At 70.1% G+C, this 15829-nt stretch carries 12 protein-coding genes; 2 read left to right on the plus strand and 10 right to left on the minus strand.

The window, feature by feature from the left end; genetic code table 11:
• Nucleotides 1–8 precede the first annotated feature (8 nt).
• The 7 genes from odhB to gloB form a co-directional block, all read right to left on the minus strand.
• Complete coding sequence (odhB, locus tag MKK53_RS18390) at nt 9–1322, minus strand: 2-oxoglutarate dehydrogenase complex dihydrolipoyllysine-residue succinyltransferase (protein ID WP_243930155.1); 1314 nt, start codon at nt 1320–1322, stop codon at nt 9–11.
• Nucleotides 1323–1438: 116 nt separating this feature from the next.
• Nucleotides 1439–4441, minus strand: a complete 3003-nt coding sequence (locus tag MKK53_RS18395; protein WP_243930156.1) for a 2-oxoglutarate dehydrogenase E1 component — start codon at nt 4439–4441, stop codon at nt 1439–1441.
• Between the two features lie 137 nt (nt 4442–4578).
• On the minus strand, nt 4579–5463 hold the full coding sequence (sucD, locus tag MKK53_RS18400; protein WP_243930157.1) for a succinate--CoA ligase subunit alpha: 885 nt from the start codon (nt 5461–5463) through the stop codon (nt 4579–4581).
• A gap of 2 nt (nt 5464–5465) precedes the next feature.
• Nucleotides 5466–6662, minus strand: a complete 1197-nt coding sequence (gene sucC / locus MKK53_RS18405) for an ADP-forming succinate--CoA ligase subunit beta (RefSeq protein WP_243930158.1) — start codon at nt 6660–6662, stop codon at nt 5466–5468.
• A 166-nt stretch (nt 6663–6828) separates the two neighbouring features.
• Nucleotides 6829–7791, minus strand: a complete 963-nt coding sequence (gene mdh, locus MKK53_RS18410) for a malate dehydrogenase (RefSeq protein WP_243930159.1) — start codon at nt 7789–7791, stop codon at nt 6829–6831.
• Nucleotides 7792–8251: 460 nt separating this feature from the next.
• Nucleotides 8252–8827 carry a TetR family transcriptional regulator gene (locus tag MKK53_RS18415; RefSeq protein WP_313901567.1) on the minus strand — a complete coding sequence of 192 codons (576 nt, stop codon included), beginning with the start codon at nt 8825–8827 and terminating at the stop codon, nt 8252–8254.
• Nucleotides 8828–9179: 352 nt separating this feature from the next.
• Nucleotides 9180–9950 carry a hydroxyacylglutathione hydrolase gene (gene gloB / locus MKK53_RS18420; RefSeq protein WP_243930161.1) on the minus strand — a complete coding sequence of 257 codons (771 nt, stop codon included), beginning with the start codon at nt 9948–9950 and terminating at the stop codon, nt 9180–9182.
• A 212-nt stretch (nt 9951–10162) separates the two neighbouring features.
• On the opposite strand from gloB, the gene MKK53_RS18425 reads away from it, so the two are divergent.
• The gene (locus MKK53_RS18425) at nt 10163–10897 is read left to right on the plus strand and encodes a class I SAM-dependent methyltransferase (protein ID WP_243930162.1); all 735 of its coding nucleotides are present in this window, start codon (nt 10163–10165) and stop codon (nt 10895–10897) included.
• Here the strand turns inward: MKK53_RS18425 and MKK53_RS18430 are convergent, their stop codons facing one another.
• Nucleotides 10898–11896: a hypothetical protein gene (locus tag MKK53_RS18430; RefSeq protein ID WP_243930163.1), complete on the minus strand. Its 999-nt coding sequence runs from the start codon at nt 11894–11896 to the stop codon at nt 10898–10900.
• A 319-nt stretch (nt 11897–12215) separates the two neighbouring features.
• On the opposite strand from MKK53_RS18430, the gene MKK53_RS18435 reads away from it, so the two are divergent.
• Nucleotides 12216–12377 carry a hypothetical protein gene (locus MKK53_RS18435; RefSeq protein WP_243930164.1) on the plus strand — a complete coding sequence of 54 codons (162 nt, stop codon included), beginning with the start codon at nt 12216–12218 and terminating at the stop codon, nt 12375–12377.
• Nucleotides 12378–12504: 127 nt separating this feature from the next.
• Here MKK53_RS18435 and MKK53_RS18440 read toward each other — a convergent pair whose 3' ends face one another.
• A complete protein-coding gene (locus MKK53_RS18440) occupies nt 12505–13557 on the minus strand; it encodes a cytochrome-c peroxidase (RefSeq protein ID WP_243930165.1) in 1053 nt (350 codons plus the stop codon).
• Nucleotides 13558–13647: 90 nt separating this feature from the next.
• Complete coding sequence (gene pbpC / locus MKK53_RS18445) at nt 13648–15792, minus strand: penicillin-binding protein 1C (RefSeq protein WP_409564364.1); 2145 nt, start codon at nt 15790–15792, stop codon at nt 13648–13650.
• Between the last annotated feature and the right edge of the window lie 37 nt (nt 15793–15829).

The raw sequence follows: 15829 nt of genomic DNA on the forward strand, positions 1-15829 counted from the left end.
ATGCCCGATCAGAGATCCAGCACGAGCCGGGCCGGGTCCTCCAGAGCTTCCTTCACCCGCACGAGGAAGGTGACGGCCTCCTTCCCGTCCACGATCCGGTGATCGTAGGACAGGGCGAGGTACATCATCGGCCGCGCCTCGATCTTGCCGTTGCGGACGACCGGGCGCTCCTCGATGCGATGCATCCCGAGGATGCCCGATTGCGGGGCGTTGAGGATCGGCGTCGACATCAGCGAGCCGTAGATGCCGCCGTTGGTGATGGTGAAGGTGCCGCCCTGCATCTCCTCGATGGAGAGCTTGCCGTCGCGGGCCTTCTTGCCGAAGCCGGCGATCTTCTTCTCGATCCCGGCGATGGACAGGTCGTCGGCGTCGCGCACCACCGGCACCACGAGGCCCTTATCGGTCCCGACGGCGATGCCGATGTGGTAGTAGTTCTTGTAGACGAGGTCCTGCCCGTCGATCTCGGCGTTCACCGCCGGCACGTCCTTGAGGGCGCCGATCACCGCCTTGGTGAAGAAGCCCATGAAGCCGAGCTTCGTGCCGTGCTTCTTCTCGAAGATGTCTTTGTACTGGCTGCGCATCGCCATCACGGCGGACATGTCGACGTCGTTGAACGTCGTCAGCATCGCCGCCGTGTCCTGCGCGTCCTTGAGGCGCCGGGCGATGGTCTGGCGGAGCTTGGTCATCCGCACCCGCTCTTCGCGGGAGGCGTCGTCCGGGGCGGACGGGGCGCGCGGCATGGTCGGGCGTGCCTCCTTCGCCGGGGCGGCGGTGGCCCCCCTGGCGATGGCGCCGAGCATGTCGCCCTTGGTGACGCGGCCGTCCTTGCCCGAGCCGTTCACCCCGGACGGGTCCATGCCGGATTCCCGGGCGAGCCTGGCGACGGCAGGGCCGTTGTCGCCCACCGGGCGCTGCGGGGCCGGGGCGCCCTCGCTGTGGTTGCCGTAGCCGGCGCCACCTTCGGGGGCCTTCGCCTCCGGCGCCTTCGCCTCGGCGGGCTTCGGGGCCTCGCTGCGGCTCTCGCTCTTGGTCTCGGCGGCCTGCTTCGGGGCGGCCTTGAGCTCGGCCTTCTTGGCGCCGCCCGAGCCTTCGACGATCGAGCCGAGGATGGCGCCGGGCTCCACCGTCTCGCCGTCCTTCACCAGGATCTCGCCGAGTTCGCCCGCCGCCGGGGCGTTGACCTCCAGCGTGACCTTATCGGTCTCGAGTTCCACCAACGGCTCGTCGGCGGCCACCGCGTCGCCCGGCTTCTTGAACCAGCGGCCGATCGTGGCTTCGCTCACGGATTCCCCGAGCGTCGGGACGAGGATGTCGGTTGCCATGGTCTCGCTCTGTCAGGTCGGTGGGTCCGCAACGGACCCGGGCAGGTCGGCGGGTCCACCGGGGACCCGGGATCGGTTCGGCGGCCGCTGAGCGCAGCCGCCGAGGTCTCGGGGGATCAGACGGCCAGCGCCTCGTTGAGGAACGCCTGCAACTGCGCCTGGTGCTTGGACATCAGCCCCACGGCAGTGGAGGCCGAGGCCGGGCGGCCGACGTAGCGGGCGCGGGATACGGGGGAGTTGGCCTGGCCCAGCACCCATTCGAGGTAGGGCTCCACGAAGGCCCAGGCGCCCATGTTCTTGGGCTCCTCCTGGCACCAGACCACGTCCGCGTTGCGGAAGCGGGCCATCTCGTGGGCCAGCGCCTTGAGCGGGAACGGGTAGAGCTGCTCCACGCGCATCAGGTACACGTCGGTAATGCCGCGCTTCTCGCGCTCCTCCAGCAGGTCGTAATAGACCTTGCCCGAGCACAGCACGACGCGGCGGATCTTGTCGTCGCGGACCAGCTTGTACTCGCTGCCCTCGGTCTCGGCCTCGTCCCACAGGACGCGGTGGAAGGTCGAGCCCTCGGCGATGTCGGCCAGCGTCGAGACCGCCCGCTTGTGGCGCAGCAGCGACTTCGGCGTCATCAGGATCAGCGGCTTGCGGAAGTCGCGCTTCAGCTGCCGCCGCAGGATGTGGAAGTAGTTTGCCGGGGTGGTGCAGTTGGCGACCTGGATGTTGTCCTCGGCGCAGGCCTGCAGATAGCGCTCCAGGCGGGCCGAGGAATGCTCCGGCCCCTGCCCCTCGTAGCCGTGCGGCAGCAGCAGCACGAGGCCGGACATGCGCAGCCACTTGCGCTCACCGGAGGCGATGAACTGGTCGAACACCACCTGCGCGCCGTTGGCGAAGTCGCCGAACTGCGCCTCCCACAGCACCAGGGCGTTGGGCTCGGCCAGCGAGTAGCCGTACTCGAAGCCGAGCACCGCCTCCTCCGAGAGCATCGAGTTGATGATTTCGATGGAGGCCTGCCCGTCGCGGATGGCGTTGAGCGGGGTGAAGCGCTGCTCGTTCTCCTGATCGATCACCACCGCGTGGCGCTGGGAGAAGGTGCCGCGCTCGACATCCTGGCCCGACAGGCGGACCCGGTTGCCGTCGAGCAGCGTCGCGCCGAAGGCTAGGGCCTCGGCGGTCGCCCAGTCGATCCCGGCGCCGGTCTCCACCGCCTTGGCGCGGTTGTCCATGAAGCGCTGGATGGTGCGGTGCAGGTGGAAGCCGGGGGGCGCCTGGGTGATCTTGCGGGCGATCTCCTGCAGGGTCTCGGTCGGCACGGCGGTGCGGCCCCGGCGCGGATCGTCCACATCCTCGTGGACGGCCTTCATGTTCGACCAGCGCCCGTCCAGCCAATCCGCCTTGTTGGCCTTGTAGTTGGTGGCGATATCGAACTCGCTGTCGAGCATCCCGCGGAACTCGGCCTTGCGGGCGTCCAGCGCCTCCTGGGTGAGGGTGCCGTTCTCCACCAGCTTGCGGCCGTAGGTCTCCAGCGCGGTCGGGTGCTTGCGGATCCGCTGGTACATCTTCGGCTGGGTGAAGGCCGGCTCGTCACCCTCGTTGTGGCCGAAGCGGCGGTAGCACAGCATGTCGATGACGACGGGCTTGCCGAACTTCTGGCGGTACTCCACCGCGATCTTGGCGGCGAAGGTCACGGCCTCCGGGTCGTCGCCGTTGCAGTGGAAGATCGGCGCCTCCACCATCTTCGCCACGTCCGACGGGTAGGGCGAGGAGCGCGAGAACCGCGGATCGGTGGTGAAGCCGATCTGGTTGTTGATGATGAAGTGGATCGAGCCGCCGGTGCGGTGGCCCTTCAGCCCCGAGAGGCCGAAGCACTCGGCCACCACGCCCTGACCGGCGAAGGCGGCGTCGCCGTGGATCAGCAGCGGCAGGACGGTGCGGCGCTCGACATTGGGCTTCGCCCACTGGTCCTGCTTGGCGCGGACCTTCCCCAGCACCACCGGGTCCACGATCTCGAGGTGGGACGGGTTGGCGGTGAGCGAGAGGTGGACGGTGTTGCCGTCGAAGGCGCGGTCGGACGAGGCGCCGAGGTGGTACTTCACGTCGCCCGAGCCCTCGACCTCGGCCGGGGAGGCCGAGCCGCCCTTGAACTCGTGGAACACCGCCCGGAAGGGCTTGGCCATCACGGTGGTGAGGGTGTTCAGGCGGCCCCGGTGGGCCATGCCGAACACGATCTCGCGCACCCCCAGCGCGCCGCCGCGCTTGATGATCTGCTCGAGGGCCGGGATCATCGCCTCGCTGCCGTCGAGGCCGAAGCGCTTGGTGCCGGTGTACTTGAGGTCCAGGAACTTCTCGAAGCCCTCGGCCTCGATCAGCTTGTTGAGGATCGCGCGCCGGCCCTCGGGGGTGAAGGAGATTTCCTTGTCCTTGCCCTCGATGCGCTCCTGGATCCACGCCTTCTCGGCGGGATCCGAGATGTGCATGAACTCGACGCCGAGCGTCTGGCAGTAGGTCCGCTCCAGGATGTCCACGATCTCGCGGATCGTCCCGAACTGGAGGCCGAGCACGTTGTCGAGGAAGATCGGCCGGTCGTAATCGGCTTCGGTGAAGCCGTAATGCTGCGGATGAAGCTCCTCGTGGTCGCCCCGGGGGGCGAGGCCGAGGGGATCGAGCTTGGCGTGGAGGTGGCCGCGCATCCGGTACGAGCGGATCAGCATGATCGCCCGCACGGAATCCTTGGTGGCCTGCTCCACGGAGACGCCCGTGGTCGCCAGCACGCCGCCGGAGGCGGCATCGACCGGCTTGCCCGGCAGGGCGTCGGCCTTCTTTTCCTTGGCGACGATCTTGTCGCCGATGGCCTTCTCCAGGGCGGCCCAGTTGCCGTCCATGGCCGAGACCAGCTCGCCGTTCAGCGGCACCGGCCAGTTCGGCTTCTCCCAGGAGGCCCCCTTGGCGTTCTTCTCGACGAGGGTCTCATCCTCGCCCAGCGCCTTGAAGAAGTTCTGCCACTCGGGATCGACGGAGTGCGGATTGCGCGCGTAGGCGGCCTGCAGTTCCTCGATGTAGGCGGCGTTCGCGCCGTAGAGGAACGAGGTTTCGAGGAGCGCTTCGTTCACGTCCTGGCGTGCCATGGTCCGTCCATCCTGTCGCTCGGGCGAGCGGCGGAGCCACCCGCATCGCGGTGCCGGGTCTTCGCCGGCTCTGAAAGCGGTGAAGGGCGCCGCGCGCCCCTCACCCGGTTGTCGTGTCTCCGATCGGGCCGGAGCGCTCAGCCTTTCAGCACCTCGACCAGGGTCGAGCCGAGGCGGGCCGGCGACGGGGAGACGCGGATGCCCGCCGCCTCCATCGCCGCGATCTTGTCCTCGGCCCCGCCCTTGCCGCCGGAGATGATGGCGCCGGCATGGCCCATGCGGCGGCCCGGAGGCGCCGTGCGGCCGGCGATGAAGCCCACCATCGGCTTGCTGCGGCCGCGCTTGGCCTCGTCGCGGAGGAACTGCGCCGCCTCTTCCTCGGCCGAACCACCGATCTCGCCGATCATCACGATCGACTCGGTCTTGTCGTCGGCCAGGAACAGCTCCAGCACGTCGATGAACTCGGTGCCCTTCACCGGATCGCCGCCGATGCCGACGGCGGTGGTCTGGCCGAGGCCGGCGCTGGTGGTCTGGAACACGGCCTCGTAGGTCAACGTGCCGGAGCGCGAGACGATGCCGACCGAGCCCTGCCGAAAGATGTTGGCAGGCATGATGCCGATCTTCGACTGGCCCGCCGTGACGATGCCGGGGCAGTTCGGGCCGACGAGGCGCGACTTCGACCCCGTGAGCGTTCGCTTCACCCGCACCATGTCGAGCACCGGGATGCCCTCGGTGATGCAGACGATCAGCGGGATCTCGGCCGAGATCGCCTCGCAGATCGCGTCCGCGGCGCCGGGCGGCGGCACGTAGACCACGGAGGCGTCCGCGCCGGTGGCGTCCCGCGCCTCGGCCACGGTGTCGAACACCGGCAGGCTGAGATGGGTCGAGCCGCCCTTCCCGGGGGAGGTGCCGCCGACCATCTTCGTCCCGTAGGCGAGGGCCTGCTCGGAGTGGAAGGTCCCGTTCTTGCCGGTGAATCCCTGGCAGATGACCTTGGTGTTCGCGTCGATCATCACCGACATGATCAGGCTCCCTTCACGGCGGCGACGATCTTCTGGGCGGCGTCATCCAGGTCGTCGGCCGGGATCACGTTGAGGCCGGAGGCGCGGATGATGTCCTTGCCCTGCTCGACGTTGGTGCCTTCGAGGCGCACCACCAGCGGGACCTGAAGGCCCACCGCCTTCACCGCGGCGATCACGCCGTTGGCGATCACGTCGCACTTCATGATCCCGCCGAAGATGTTGACGAGGATGCCCTTCACGTTCGGGTCGGCGGTGATGATCTTGAACGCCGCCGTCACCTTCTCCTCCGAGGCGCCGCCGCCCACGTCGAGGAAGTTGGCCGGGCTTTCGCCGTAGAGCTTGATGATGTCGAGGGTGGCCATGGCCAGCCCCGCGCCGTTGACCATGCAGCCGATGGTGCCATCGAGCGCGATGTAGGCGAGGTCGTACTTCGACGCCTCGATCTCCTTGGCGTCCTCCTCGGTCTCGTCGCGCAGCGCCACGATGTCCGGGTGCCGGTAGAGGGCGTTCGAATCGAAGGCCATCTTCGCGTCGAGGCACTTGAGGTGCCCGTCGCCGGTCAGGACCAGCGGGTTGATCTCCAAGAGGCTCATGTCCTTGGCGACGAACGCCTTGTAGAGCTTGTCGGTGACGTCGGCCGCCTCCTTGGCCTGGGCTCCGGTGAGCCCCAGCGCCTTGGCGACCGCGCGGCCGTGATGGGGCATGACGCCCGTGGCCGGATCGACCGGGATGGTGTGGATCTTCTCCGGCGTGTCGTGGGCGACCGCCTCGATGTCCATGCCACCCTCGGTGGAGACCACGAAGGCGACGCCGCCGGTCTCACGGTCCACCAGCATCGACAGGTAGAACTCGGCGGCGATCTGCGCGCCTTCCTCGATGTAGAGGCGGTTCACCTGCTTGCCGGCCGGGCCGGTCTGGATCGTCACCAGGGTCTGGCCGAGCATCTCGCCGGCATACTGCTTCACCTCGTCCACGGACTTGGTGACGCGCACGCCGCCCTTGGCGCCGGCCGGGGCGCCGACGAAGGTGCCCTTGCCGCGGCCGCCCGCATGGATCTGGCTCTTCACGACCCAGACCGGGCCGCCGAGCTCCCTGGCCGCGGCTTCCGCCTCCGCGGCGTCGAAGATCGCCACGCCGCGGGAGACCGGCAGGCCGAATTCCTTCAGAACCGCCTTGGCCTGATATTCATGGATGTTCATCGGGGCCTCTTTCAGAGGAGCGAATAGGGGGGCGAATAGCGAATAGCGAATAGGGAGTAGCGCATAGCGAGGAGTTGGGACGGTGCGGCGGGGCCAAGGCGCCCGCTTTTCGCTACTCCCTATTCGCTATTCGCCCATCCCTCCCTGTTCGTTGGTCGCGAATGAATTACGCCAGGCTGGAGTCCACACCCTTGCACGCCTCGATGAGGCCGGTGACGGAGCCCACCGACTTCTCGAACATCGCCTTCTCGTCGGCATTGAACTCGACTTCGAGGACCTTCTCCACGCCGCCCGCGCCGATCACCACCGGCACGCCGATGAACATGCCGCTGACGCCGTACTGGCCGTCCAGGTAGGCGGCGCAGGGCAGCACGCGGCGCTTGTCGCGCAGGTAGCTCTCGGCCATCGCGATGGCCGAGGAGGCGGGGGCGTAGAAGGCCGAGCCGGTCTTGAGCAGGTTGACGATCTCGCCGCCGCCCTTGCGGGTGCGCTCGACCATCGCGTCGAGCTTCTCCTGGGTGGACCAGCCGAGCTTGATCATGTCGGGGAGCGGCACGCCCGCGATGGTGGAGTAGCGCACCAGCGGGACCATGTCGTCGCCGTGGCCGCCGAGCACGAAGGCCGTGACGTCTTCCACCGAGACCTTGAACTCCTCGGCCAGGAAGTGGCGGAACCGGGCCGAGTCGAGCACGCCGGCCATGCCGACGATCTTGTTCTTCGGCAGGCCGGAGAACTTCTGCAGGGCCCACACCATCGCATCGAGGGGGTTGGTGATGCAGATCACGAAGGCGTCCGGCGCGTGCGCCTTGATGCCCTCGCCCACCGCCTGCATGACCTTCAGGTTGATGCCGATGAGGTCGTCGCGGCTCATGCCGGGCTTGCGCGGCACGCCGGCGGTGACGATCACCACGTCGGCGCCGGCAATGGCGGAGTAATCGCTCGCGCCGGCATATTTGGCGTCGAAGCCCTCGACCGGGGCGGCCTCGGCGATATCCAGCGCCTTGCCCTGGGGCACGCCGTCGACGATGTCGAACAGCACGATGTCGCCCAGTTCCTTGAGGCCGGCCAGCAGGGCCAGGGTTCCGCCGATCTGGCCGGCACCGATGAGGGCGATCTTGCTGCGTGCCATGTCGGTTCTGCTCCTCCTGAAACCCTGCGTCCCGGCCTTGGGGGGCTTGCGCCTGCGTGCGTTGGGCCGGGTCGGTCGAGTCCGAAAATCTGCGCGGCTGTGTGGCGGAAAAGCACCGTCCCATCAAGCCGATGCAGCTTGGCCAAATGGCCGGTTCGAAGTGCCGGGCGGCGGCCGCGGCAACGACGACGCCGGGGAAATCGCTGTGGTGCGAAGGTTTTAGGTGCGGTGCAGCGTGATCGGCCACGCGCAATGACAGAATCTTTCGGCTGTCATTTTGGTTTTCGTGGGAGGGCCGGCCACCTCCATCGGGCGGGGTGACGGCGCCCCATCCAAGCGGGGCGCGACTCGCCACATCCGGTCCTCACGGCGCGCGCCGTGACGGCGGCGGCCGATGCGGTCCGATTGGGGCAAGCCGTCGTGGCAGGGGCCGCGCGGACGCGGCCCCGGGTTCGCCAGGCTAGAGGATGCCGGCCCGGAGGACGCGCTGGATGGCGTGGATCACGGCACCGAAGCGGGCTTCGATCAGGTCGCGCGGCACGTCGGCGTCGTGCTGGATCGCCAGGGGGTGGGTGAAGCGGTAGCTCGCGTCGAAGATGTAGGCGATCGCCCGCTCCCGGTCCCGTGCCGAGAAGATGCCGGAGGTGATTCCCTCCTCCACCACCCGTTCCACGAGGCTGCGCAGGCGCACCCGGTGGCGGCGGGCGATGGGCCGGGCGGCGACCGTGGCGTCGAGGTGGACCGCGAACAGGTTCGGCTCGTGGGCGAGGGCATCCCGCTGCAGGGCGGCCAGCGCTACCAGCAGCCGCTCGATCTTGTCGTCGGCGGGATCCGGCGCGTCGGCGATGCCGGCGAGCCGCGTCTCCACGTCCCGCAGCCAGCGGCCCGCCACCGCGTCGAGCAGGGCATCCTTGGAGGGGAAGTAGCGGTAGACGTTGGCGTGCGTCATGCCCGCTTCCGCCGCGACGGCGACCACCGTCACGCGTTTGGGGCCGAGCCGGGCGAGGTGCTCGGTTGCGATGCCGAGGAGGCGGATATCCGCGGAAACCGGGGCGCGCGGCGCCTTGGCGGGTCCGCCAGCGTCTGCGCCTTCACGCGGGGAGGCCGGGACAGCGCCATCGGTGCCGGGAAGGGTACCCCTCAGGTCACCCTCGTCATCCTTGGACGGTTCGACCTCTGGCCTGAGAAAAGGAAGCGGGAGGCGGGAGGAGGACAGGTGGTAGGGCGAGGCGGACCCCCATCGTTCCGGATGAAGCGCTCACACGCTTCTGGTTGACGTCGCGGCTTCCCCCCGGGATCCCGCATGCTTGCGCGGCTTCATGACCGCTTATTTGTCGTATGTTCAAAAAGATTTGAGAACGCAACAAATTTTTCCCGCGAATTCACGATCAGAAACGATCTTTCCACGACCTTAAAGTGACGAAGACCTGCTCCGGGGTGCTGCCTGCTGGCAGATCCACGCGGCGCGCCAGTTCTGGCGCGCCGCTCCTGAGGAAGGGATTGGTCCTTCGCTCCGTCCCCAGGCTGGACGGGATGAGGAAGCGCCCCTCCCGCGCGGCCGTCTCGGCCTCCGCGACACGGGCGCGCAGGGCGGCGTTGTCGGGGTCGGCGGCGAGGGCGAAGCGCCCGTTGGATAAGACGTAGTCGTGTCCGCTGAACACCATCGCCTCGTCCGGAAGGGCCGCGAAGCGCTGGAGCGAGCGCCAGAGCGTCTCCGGCGGTCCTTCGAGGACCCGGCCACAGCCCAGGGTGAACAGCGTGTCGCCCGCGCAGACGATGCCGGCCTGCGCGAACCAGTAGGTGATGTGGTCGTCGCAGTGCCCCGGCGTCTCCCAGACCTCCGCGGACAGGGACCCGACGCTGACCACGTCCCCCTCCCCCACGCTCACATCCACCTCGGGGATCGCGCCGCCGGCCTTGCGCGGGGCGGTGACCCGGGCGCCGGTCGCGGCCTTCACCTCGGGGATGCCGGCGATGTGGTCGCCGTGGCGGTGCGTGACGAGGATGTCGGTGAGGCGCCAGCCGGTCTCGTCGAGCGCCTTGAGGACGGGGGCCGCCTCCGGCACGTCGATGGCGGCGCAGGCACCGGTCTCCGGGTCGCGGATCAGGACGCCGATGTTGTCGGACCGGCAGAGGAAAGTGCGGACCTGAGCTTCCACGTCGTCGTCTCTTCCGTTTCCGCCGGGCGGGACCCGTCGCCCCTCCGTGCGTGCCTGTGGCGAAAAACCGGGTTTCGCAAGTCGGGGTTCCGCCACGGCTTGTCGCAAGCGCCTCCGGCACCCATTGATGGCGCTGGATGCGGCGCGCTTGCCCTGGGCCGGGCCGGGGACGCGCCAGGGGAGCGGTTCAGCCCGCAGCGCGTAGAACGGCCATGCGTCTCGACGTCAACGGCCTGAGGGCCTTCTATGCCTCGCCGCTGGGCGCCACGACCCGCCGGGTCGTGGGCCGGTCGGTGCACGCCTTCCTCGGCTCGGTCTCGGGCCTGCGGGTCCTGGGGATCGGTTACGCCACGCCCTACCTCGCCCCGGTGCATTGCATCGCGGAACGGACGCTGGCCTTCATGCCGGCCTCGCAGGGCGTGGTGAACTGGCCGGGGAGCGGGCGGTCCTGCACCGCGCTCACCGACCCGACGATGATGCCCCTGCCGGAGGCGGCCATCGACCGGGTGATCCTCGTCCACGCCCTCGAATCGGTGGAGAGCCCGACGGAGCTGCTCCAAGAGGTCTGGCGGACCCTGACGCCGGGCGGGCGGATGGTGCTCGTGGTGCCGAACCGGCGGGGGATCTGGTCCCGGCGTGAGGCGACGCCCTTCGGGCATGGCCAGCCCTACAGCCGCTCCCAGCTCGGGCGGTTGATGCGCGACACCCTGTTCTCGCCGGAGGGCTGGGCCGAGACCCTGTACATGCCCCCCGTGCGCTCGCGGGTGCTCCTCCGGACCGGGCCGATCTGGGAAGCCTGCGGCACGAGCCTCGCCATGCCCTTCGCCGGCCTGCACGTGATCGACGCGACCAAGCAGCTCTACCGCCCGATCCCCGTGGCGCAGGTGCGGCGTTCCCGCCGCCTCGCCCCGGCCCGGGTGCTCGTCCCGGCGCCCGCCCCAGTGTGATCAGATCACCGGCAGTTCCGAGAGACCGCCGTAGATGGCGGCGTGGCCGAGGTAGTAGAGCAGCAGGAAGCCCGCGAGGGAGGCCGCGTACCAGGCCGGCGCCAGCACGGTATCCCGCACCCGGACCTTCACCCGCATGTCGTCGGCGGCGATGCCGAGCAGGACCACGATGATGCCGGAATGGCCGATCGCGTCGATCTTGCCGAACTCGAACACGGCGGAGACGAACACGCCGGCCAGGATCAGGGCGGAGGTGCGGCGCACCAGGGGGGTCCAGACCAGGGCGAAGGCCAGGGTGAACTCGACGACGCCCGCCGCCTGCATGAAGAGCGCGGGGGTCGCCCCCATGGTCATCGACGGCTTGGCGGCGATCAGCGGGTCGGTCCACTGGGGGTAGGCCCACTTCTCGACGGAGGCCCACATCAGCGTGACGGCGGCCGTCCAGCGCACGATGTCCAGGGGGCGGATGCCGAAGGGGGCGACGTCGAGGCCGCGCAGGATCAGGTACACGGCCACGCCGAGGAAGATCGGGTAGTCGGCGAGGTGGAACACGCCGTACTGGGCGGTGGCGAAGGCGAACAGGAACACGATCCCAAGCCCGGTGAGCGGCATGGTCCGCCGCCAGATCAGACAGCCCGCGAGGCCGAGCTGCAGCCACGGGATCCAGGCCACATCGGTCGTCAGTTCCGGCGTCAGGATGACGTTGCCGAGGTTCCAGAGCGACACGAAGAAGAACCCGACCGTGGCCCGCACCAGAAGCTCGGTGTCCGTGCGGATCCGCGTCGTCACCCGGTCGAGGGCGTTCATCAGCGCCGTGCCGAGGGACGTGCCCTCGGCGAGGCAGCCGACCATCAGGCAGAGCAGCGCGAGGCCCACCAGCCATTCGAAATCGAGGCAGAGGACGTTCTCCAGCCCCCGCGGCTGCCCGGCGACGTCGTAGGCGCAGAACCATTTCACGTGCGCGCTCGCCTCACCGATCGACAATGGCGTCGATGCCATCGCCAGCCCCAGCGCGGTGAGAGGTCCAGAAAACGATTTCCTGGGGGACTGCATAAGACCCTCGCCCTGAGCGGCAGCGTTCTATGAAATCAATTTAAGTCGATTCCGGTCACCGGCGCTAAGTGTTTATTAACGGGCGTGGCCAAAAGGTTAACGCTGTGGATTCTGGTGAACGCCCCGGCCCCCATGCGGGGCGGGCCCCGGTCCACCCCCGACCATCGCAGGAACGCTCCCAGGAAGCCTTGGGTTAAGGCTTGGCGGTTAGCGTGGCCCGTGGCCGCGTGAACACGACCCGAGTCGCGTAAGGGGGACATCTTTGATGATCGGATTGGCGAGCGTCGTCAGCCTCTGCCTCGGTGTGGCGCTGGCGGCCAAGGCACCGTCCGCCGGCCTGCGGGCGCAGGCTTTCGAGACGTCGGGCGGGGTCTTCCTCGTCTCGGGGCTGATCCTGCTCGGATCCGGGCTCCCGGTCTTCCACTGATCCCGTCGCGGTGGGGCCTCCCCCTCCCGGCCGGAGCCCTCGTCCCGCGGGATGGAAGGGCGGCTTCCCCGTCAGACCTTCAGGCGCTGCGGCAGCCCGACGGAGAAACCCTGCGGGGTGTGCCGGATCAGGGCTTCGGCGCGGCCGGCGGGAACACCGCCGAGGTCTCGTCCCGGTCGGCGCCGGCCGTCAGGGTCGAGAGGAAGGCGAGCAGGTCGGCCTTCTCGCCGTCGCTCAGATGCAGGGGCTTGATCTGGCGGGAACGGCTCGGGCGCGCGATGCCGCCGCGGTCGTAGAGGTCGATCACCGCCGAGAGGGTGGCGACGGAGCCGTCATGCATGAAGGGCGCCCGCTTGTCGACGTCGCGCAGGGTCGGCGTCTTGAAGGCGTAGCGGAGGGCGGGGGAGGTCGGCATCAGCCGCCCCCGGCCGATGTCGGCGCCCTGGCCGACGCCGATGTCGTGGAACGAGTTGTCGGTGAAGGTCCAGCCGGAATGGCAACCCGCGCAGCCGGCGCGGCCGTTGAATAGGTCGAAGCCCCGCTTGGCGGTTTCGGGAATGGCCGCCTCGTCGCCGCCGATCCAGCGGTCGAACGGGGCCTTGCCGGCCACGATCAGGCGCTGGAACGTCGCCAGCGCCGCCTCGAGCCGGTCGGCGCTGACGGTGGGGTCGCCGAAGGCCGTGGCGAAGGCCTCGCGGTAGCTCTCGTCCGCGGAAAGGCGTGCGACCGCCTCCGTCATCGACAGGTTCATGTTGCCGGGGGCGGAGATCGGCGCCCGCGCCACCGATTCGAGGGTGCGGAACTTGCCGTCCCAGCCGAGCGGCCCGTCCTGCCACGCGACGTCGAGGAGGGTGGGCGTCCGCAGGTCCATGTCGCCGCTGCCGCGGGTGGCGGCCCGGGCGCGCCCGTCGCCCCAGGCGAGGTCGGGCCGATGGCAGGTCACGCAGGCGCGGGTGTTGTCCCCCGACAGGACGGGATCGAAGAACAGCCTGCGGCCGAGCTCAGCCTTGGACGGCGAATACGGGTTGGATTCGGGGAACGGGATGGCCTCGGGCGGACGATAGTCGGCCCGCCACGTGGCGCGGCGCGATTCGTCCTCCGTCCCTGCCGAACCGGCAACGGCGGCCAAACCCATGAGCGCCACCGCGGCGGCGCCGAATGTCTTGAGCCTCGACAACATCACAATCGTCTTACCGACGCGGACGTTGATATTTTGTAAAATCGTTCTCGCGGTTTACAGCAACAGTGCTTCGAGAATGAGCACTTGGCCTCACTCGATGCGCACGGAGACGCTGTCGCTGGCGCCCGTGGCGTCGAGGACCGAGATCCGCGCGAAGCCTGCGCCCTCCGGAACCCAGCTCGACTGCCGCCGGATCGTGCGGGCGACGGGCATGCCGTCGATCATCCACGTCAGCGGCGGCACACCGCCGGACGCCTTCAGGACGACGCCCTCCCCCTCGGGTCGGGCCCCCCTCCCCGCAGGCGAGGCCAGCCCGAGATCGACCCGCGCCCCGTCCGGCGGGTAGGCGATCCGCAGGCCGGCTCCCCCCTCCGCGGGCTGGTCCTTCGCCAGGCGACGCAGGGGCGGCGGCAGGTCCGCGCTGGCGGCGAGCAGCGCCTCCGGCGGGCGGGGGCCGATGACGGTCTCCCCGCCGTAGCGGGCGAAGGCGTCGAACAGGATGGGGGCGGCGACGAGCCGTCCCACGAGGCCCGGCACCGCCGCCCCGTCCGGCCGGCCGACCCAGACCGCGATGGTGACGCGGCGGTCGAACCCCACGGCCCAGGCGTCCCGGTAGCCGAAGGAGGTGCCTGTTTTATAGGCGAGGCGGTTCGGGAGGGCGTTGTCCGGCGGCGGTGTCCCGCGCAGGATATCGGCGACGTACCAGGCGGAGACGGGCCCAGCGATCCGCCGGCCGGAGGCGGCCGGGGCCGGGCCGGTCCCGGCTTCGGGGGCGAGGGGCGGCATCTCCCCGTCGCGGGCGAGGCCGGCATAGAGGCGGGCGAGGTCGGTGAGGGTGAGGCCGAGGCCCCCGAGGGCGACGGGCAGGCCGGGGGCGGCCTCCCGGGGCAGGCGCAGGTCCGCGCCGGCGCTGCGCAGATGGGCCACGAACCGCGCCGGCCCCACCGCCTCCATGAGCGCGACGGCGGGCACGTTGAGGGAGAGCTGCAGGGCGCGCCGCGCGGTGACGGTGCCCTGGAAGGTGAGGTCGAAATTCTCCGGGGCGTAGCTCGCCGAGAAGCGAGAGGGCCGGTCCTCCACCAGCGTCTCGGGGTGGGCCAGCCCGGCCTCGAAGGCCATGGCGTAGACGAAGGGCTTCAGCGCCGAGCCGGGGGAGCGGATGGCCCGGGACATGTCGATGGCGCCCCGGCGGCCCGCATCGAGGTAGCCGGCGCTGCCGACGCGGGCGAGGGTGCGGCCGTCGCGGTTGTCGAGCACCACGATGGCCGCCGACAGGGCCGGGCCGGCGGCGGCGGCGCGTTCGGCGGCCAGGGCCTCCAGGCTCGCCTGGAGGCGCCCGTCGAGGCCGAGGCGGATCACCTCGCGCGACGGCTCGGCGGCCAGCGCCTCCTCGGCGGCGTGCGCGGCGAGCATCGGGAATGGGCGCCGGGCCGTGGGCACCGGCTCGGCCCTCGCCTCGCGAGCCTCGTCGTCGCCGAGGAGTCCGCGCCGCCGGGCGATCTCGATCACCCGGTCCCGGGCCGCCCGCGCCCGGTCGGGGAAGCGGTCCGGCCGGCGGGCCTCGGGCGATTGCGGCAGGGCGACCAGCAGGGCCGCCTGCGCCGCGGTGAGGCGGGCCGGCTCGCGCCCGAAATAGGCGAGGCTCGCCGCCCGCACCCCTTCCAGGGACCCGCCGAACGGCGCGAGCGCGAGGTAGAGGTCGAGCACCTGCGCCTTGCCGAGCCGCTGTTCGAGGCCCACCGCGCGGATCGCTTGGCGCAGCTTCGCCACGGCCGTGCGCTTCGCCCTCGGCTCGACGAGGCGGGCCACCTGCATCGACAGGGTCGAGCCGCCGGACACGATCCGGCCCTGGCGAAGTCCCTGGACGGCCGCCCGCAGCACGGCGACCGGATCGATACCGGAATGGCGCGCGAAGCGACGGTCCTCGTAGACCTTCAGCATGGCGAGGTAGCGCGGATCCACGGCCCCGGCGGTCGCGGGAAGCCGCCAGCGTCCGTCGGCGGTGGCGAAGGGGCGCAGCAGCTCCCCCGCCCTGTCGAGGACCACCACCGAGCGCGCCCGGGCGGCGCTCAGGTCCAGGGGCGGCAGGGTGGCGGCGTAGATCGCCACGGCGGCGAGGGGGGCCGCGGCGCAGGCCAGGAGGAGCGGGAGCCACCGCCGGGCCGGCACGATTCGGGACCCGCCTCCGCGCACGCCGTCACCCCCGCAAGCCGGGTCGGTCCCGGCCCGGGGCAGGATGCCGGTTCCAGGCCCGGAGGCAAGCGGACCGAGC

This window comes from Methylobacterium sp. J-076, from assembly GCF_022829405.1.
GTDB lineage: Bacteria > Pseudomonadota > Alphaproteobacteria > Rhizobiales > Beijerinckiaceae > Methylobacterium.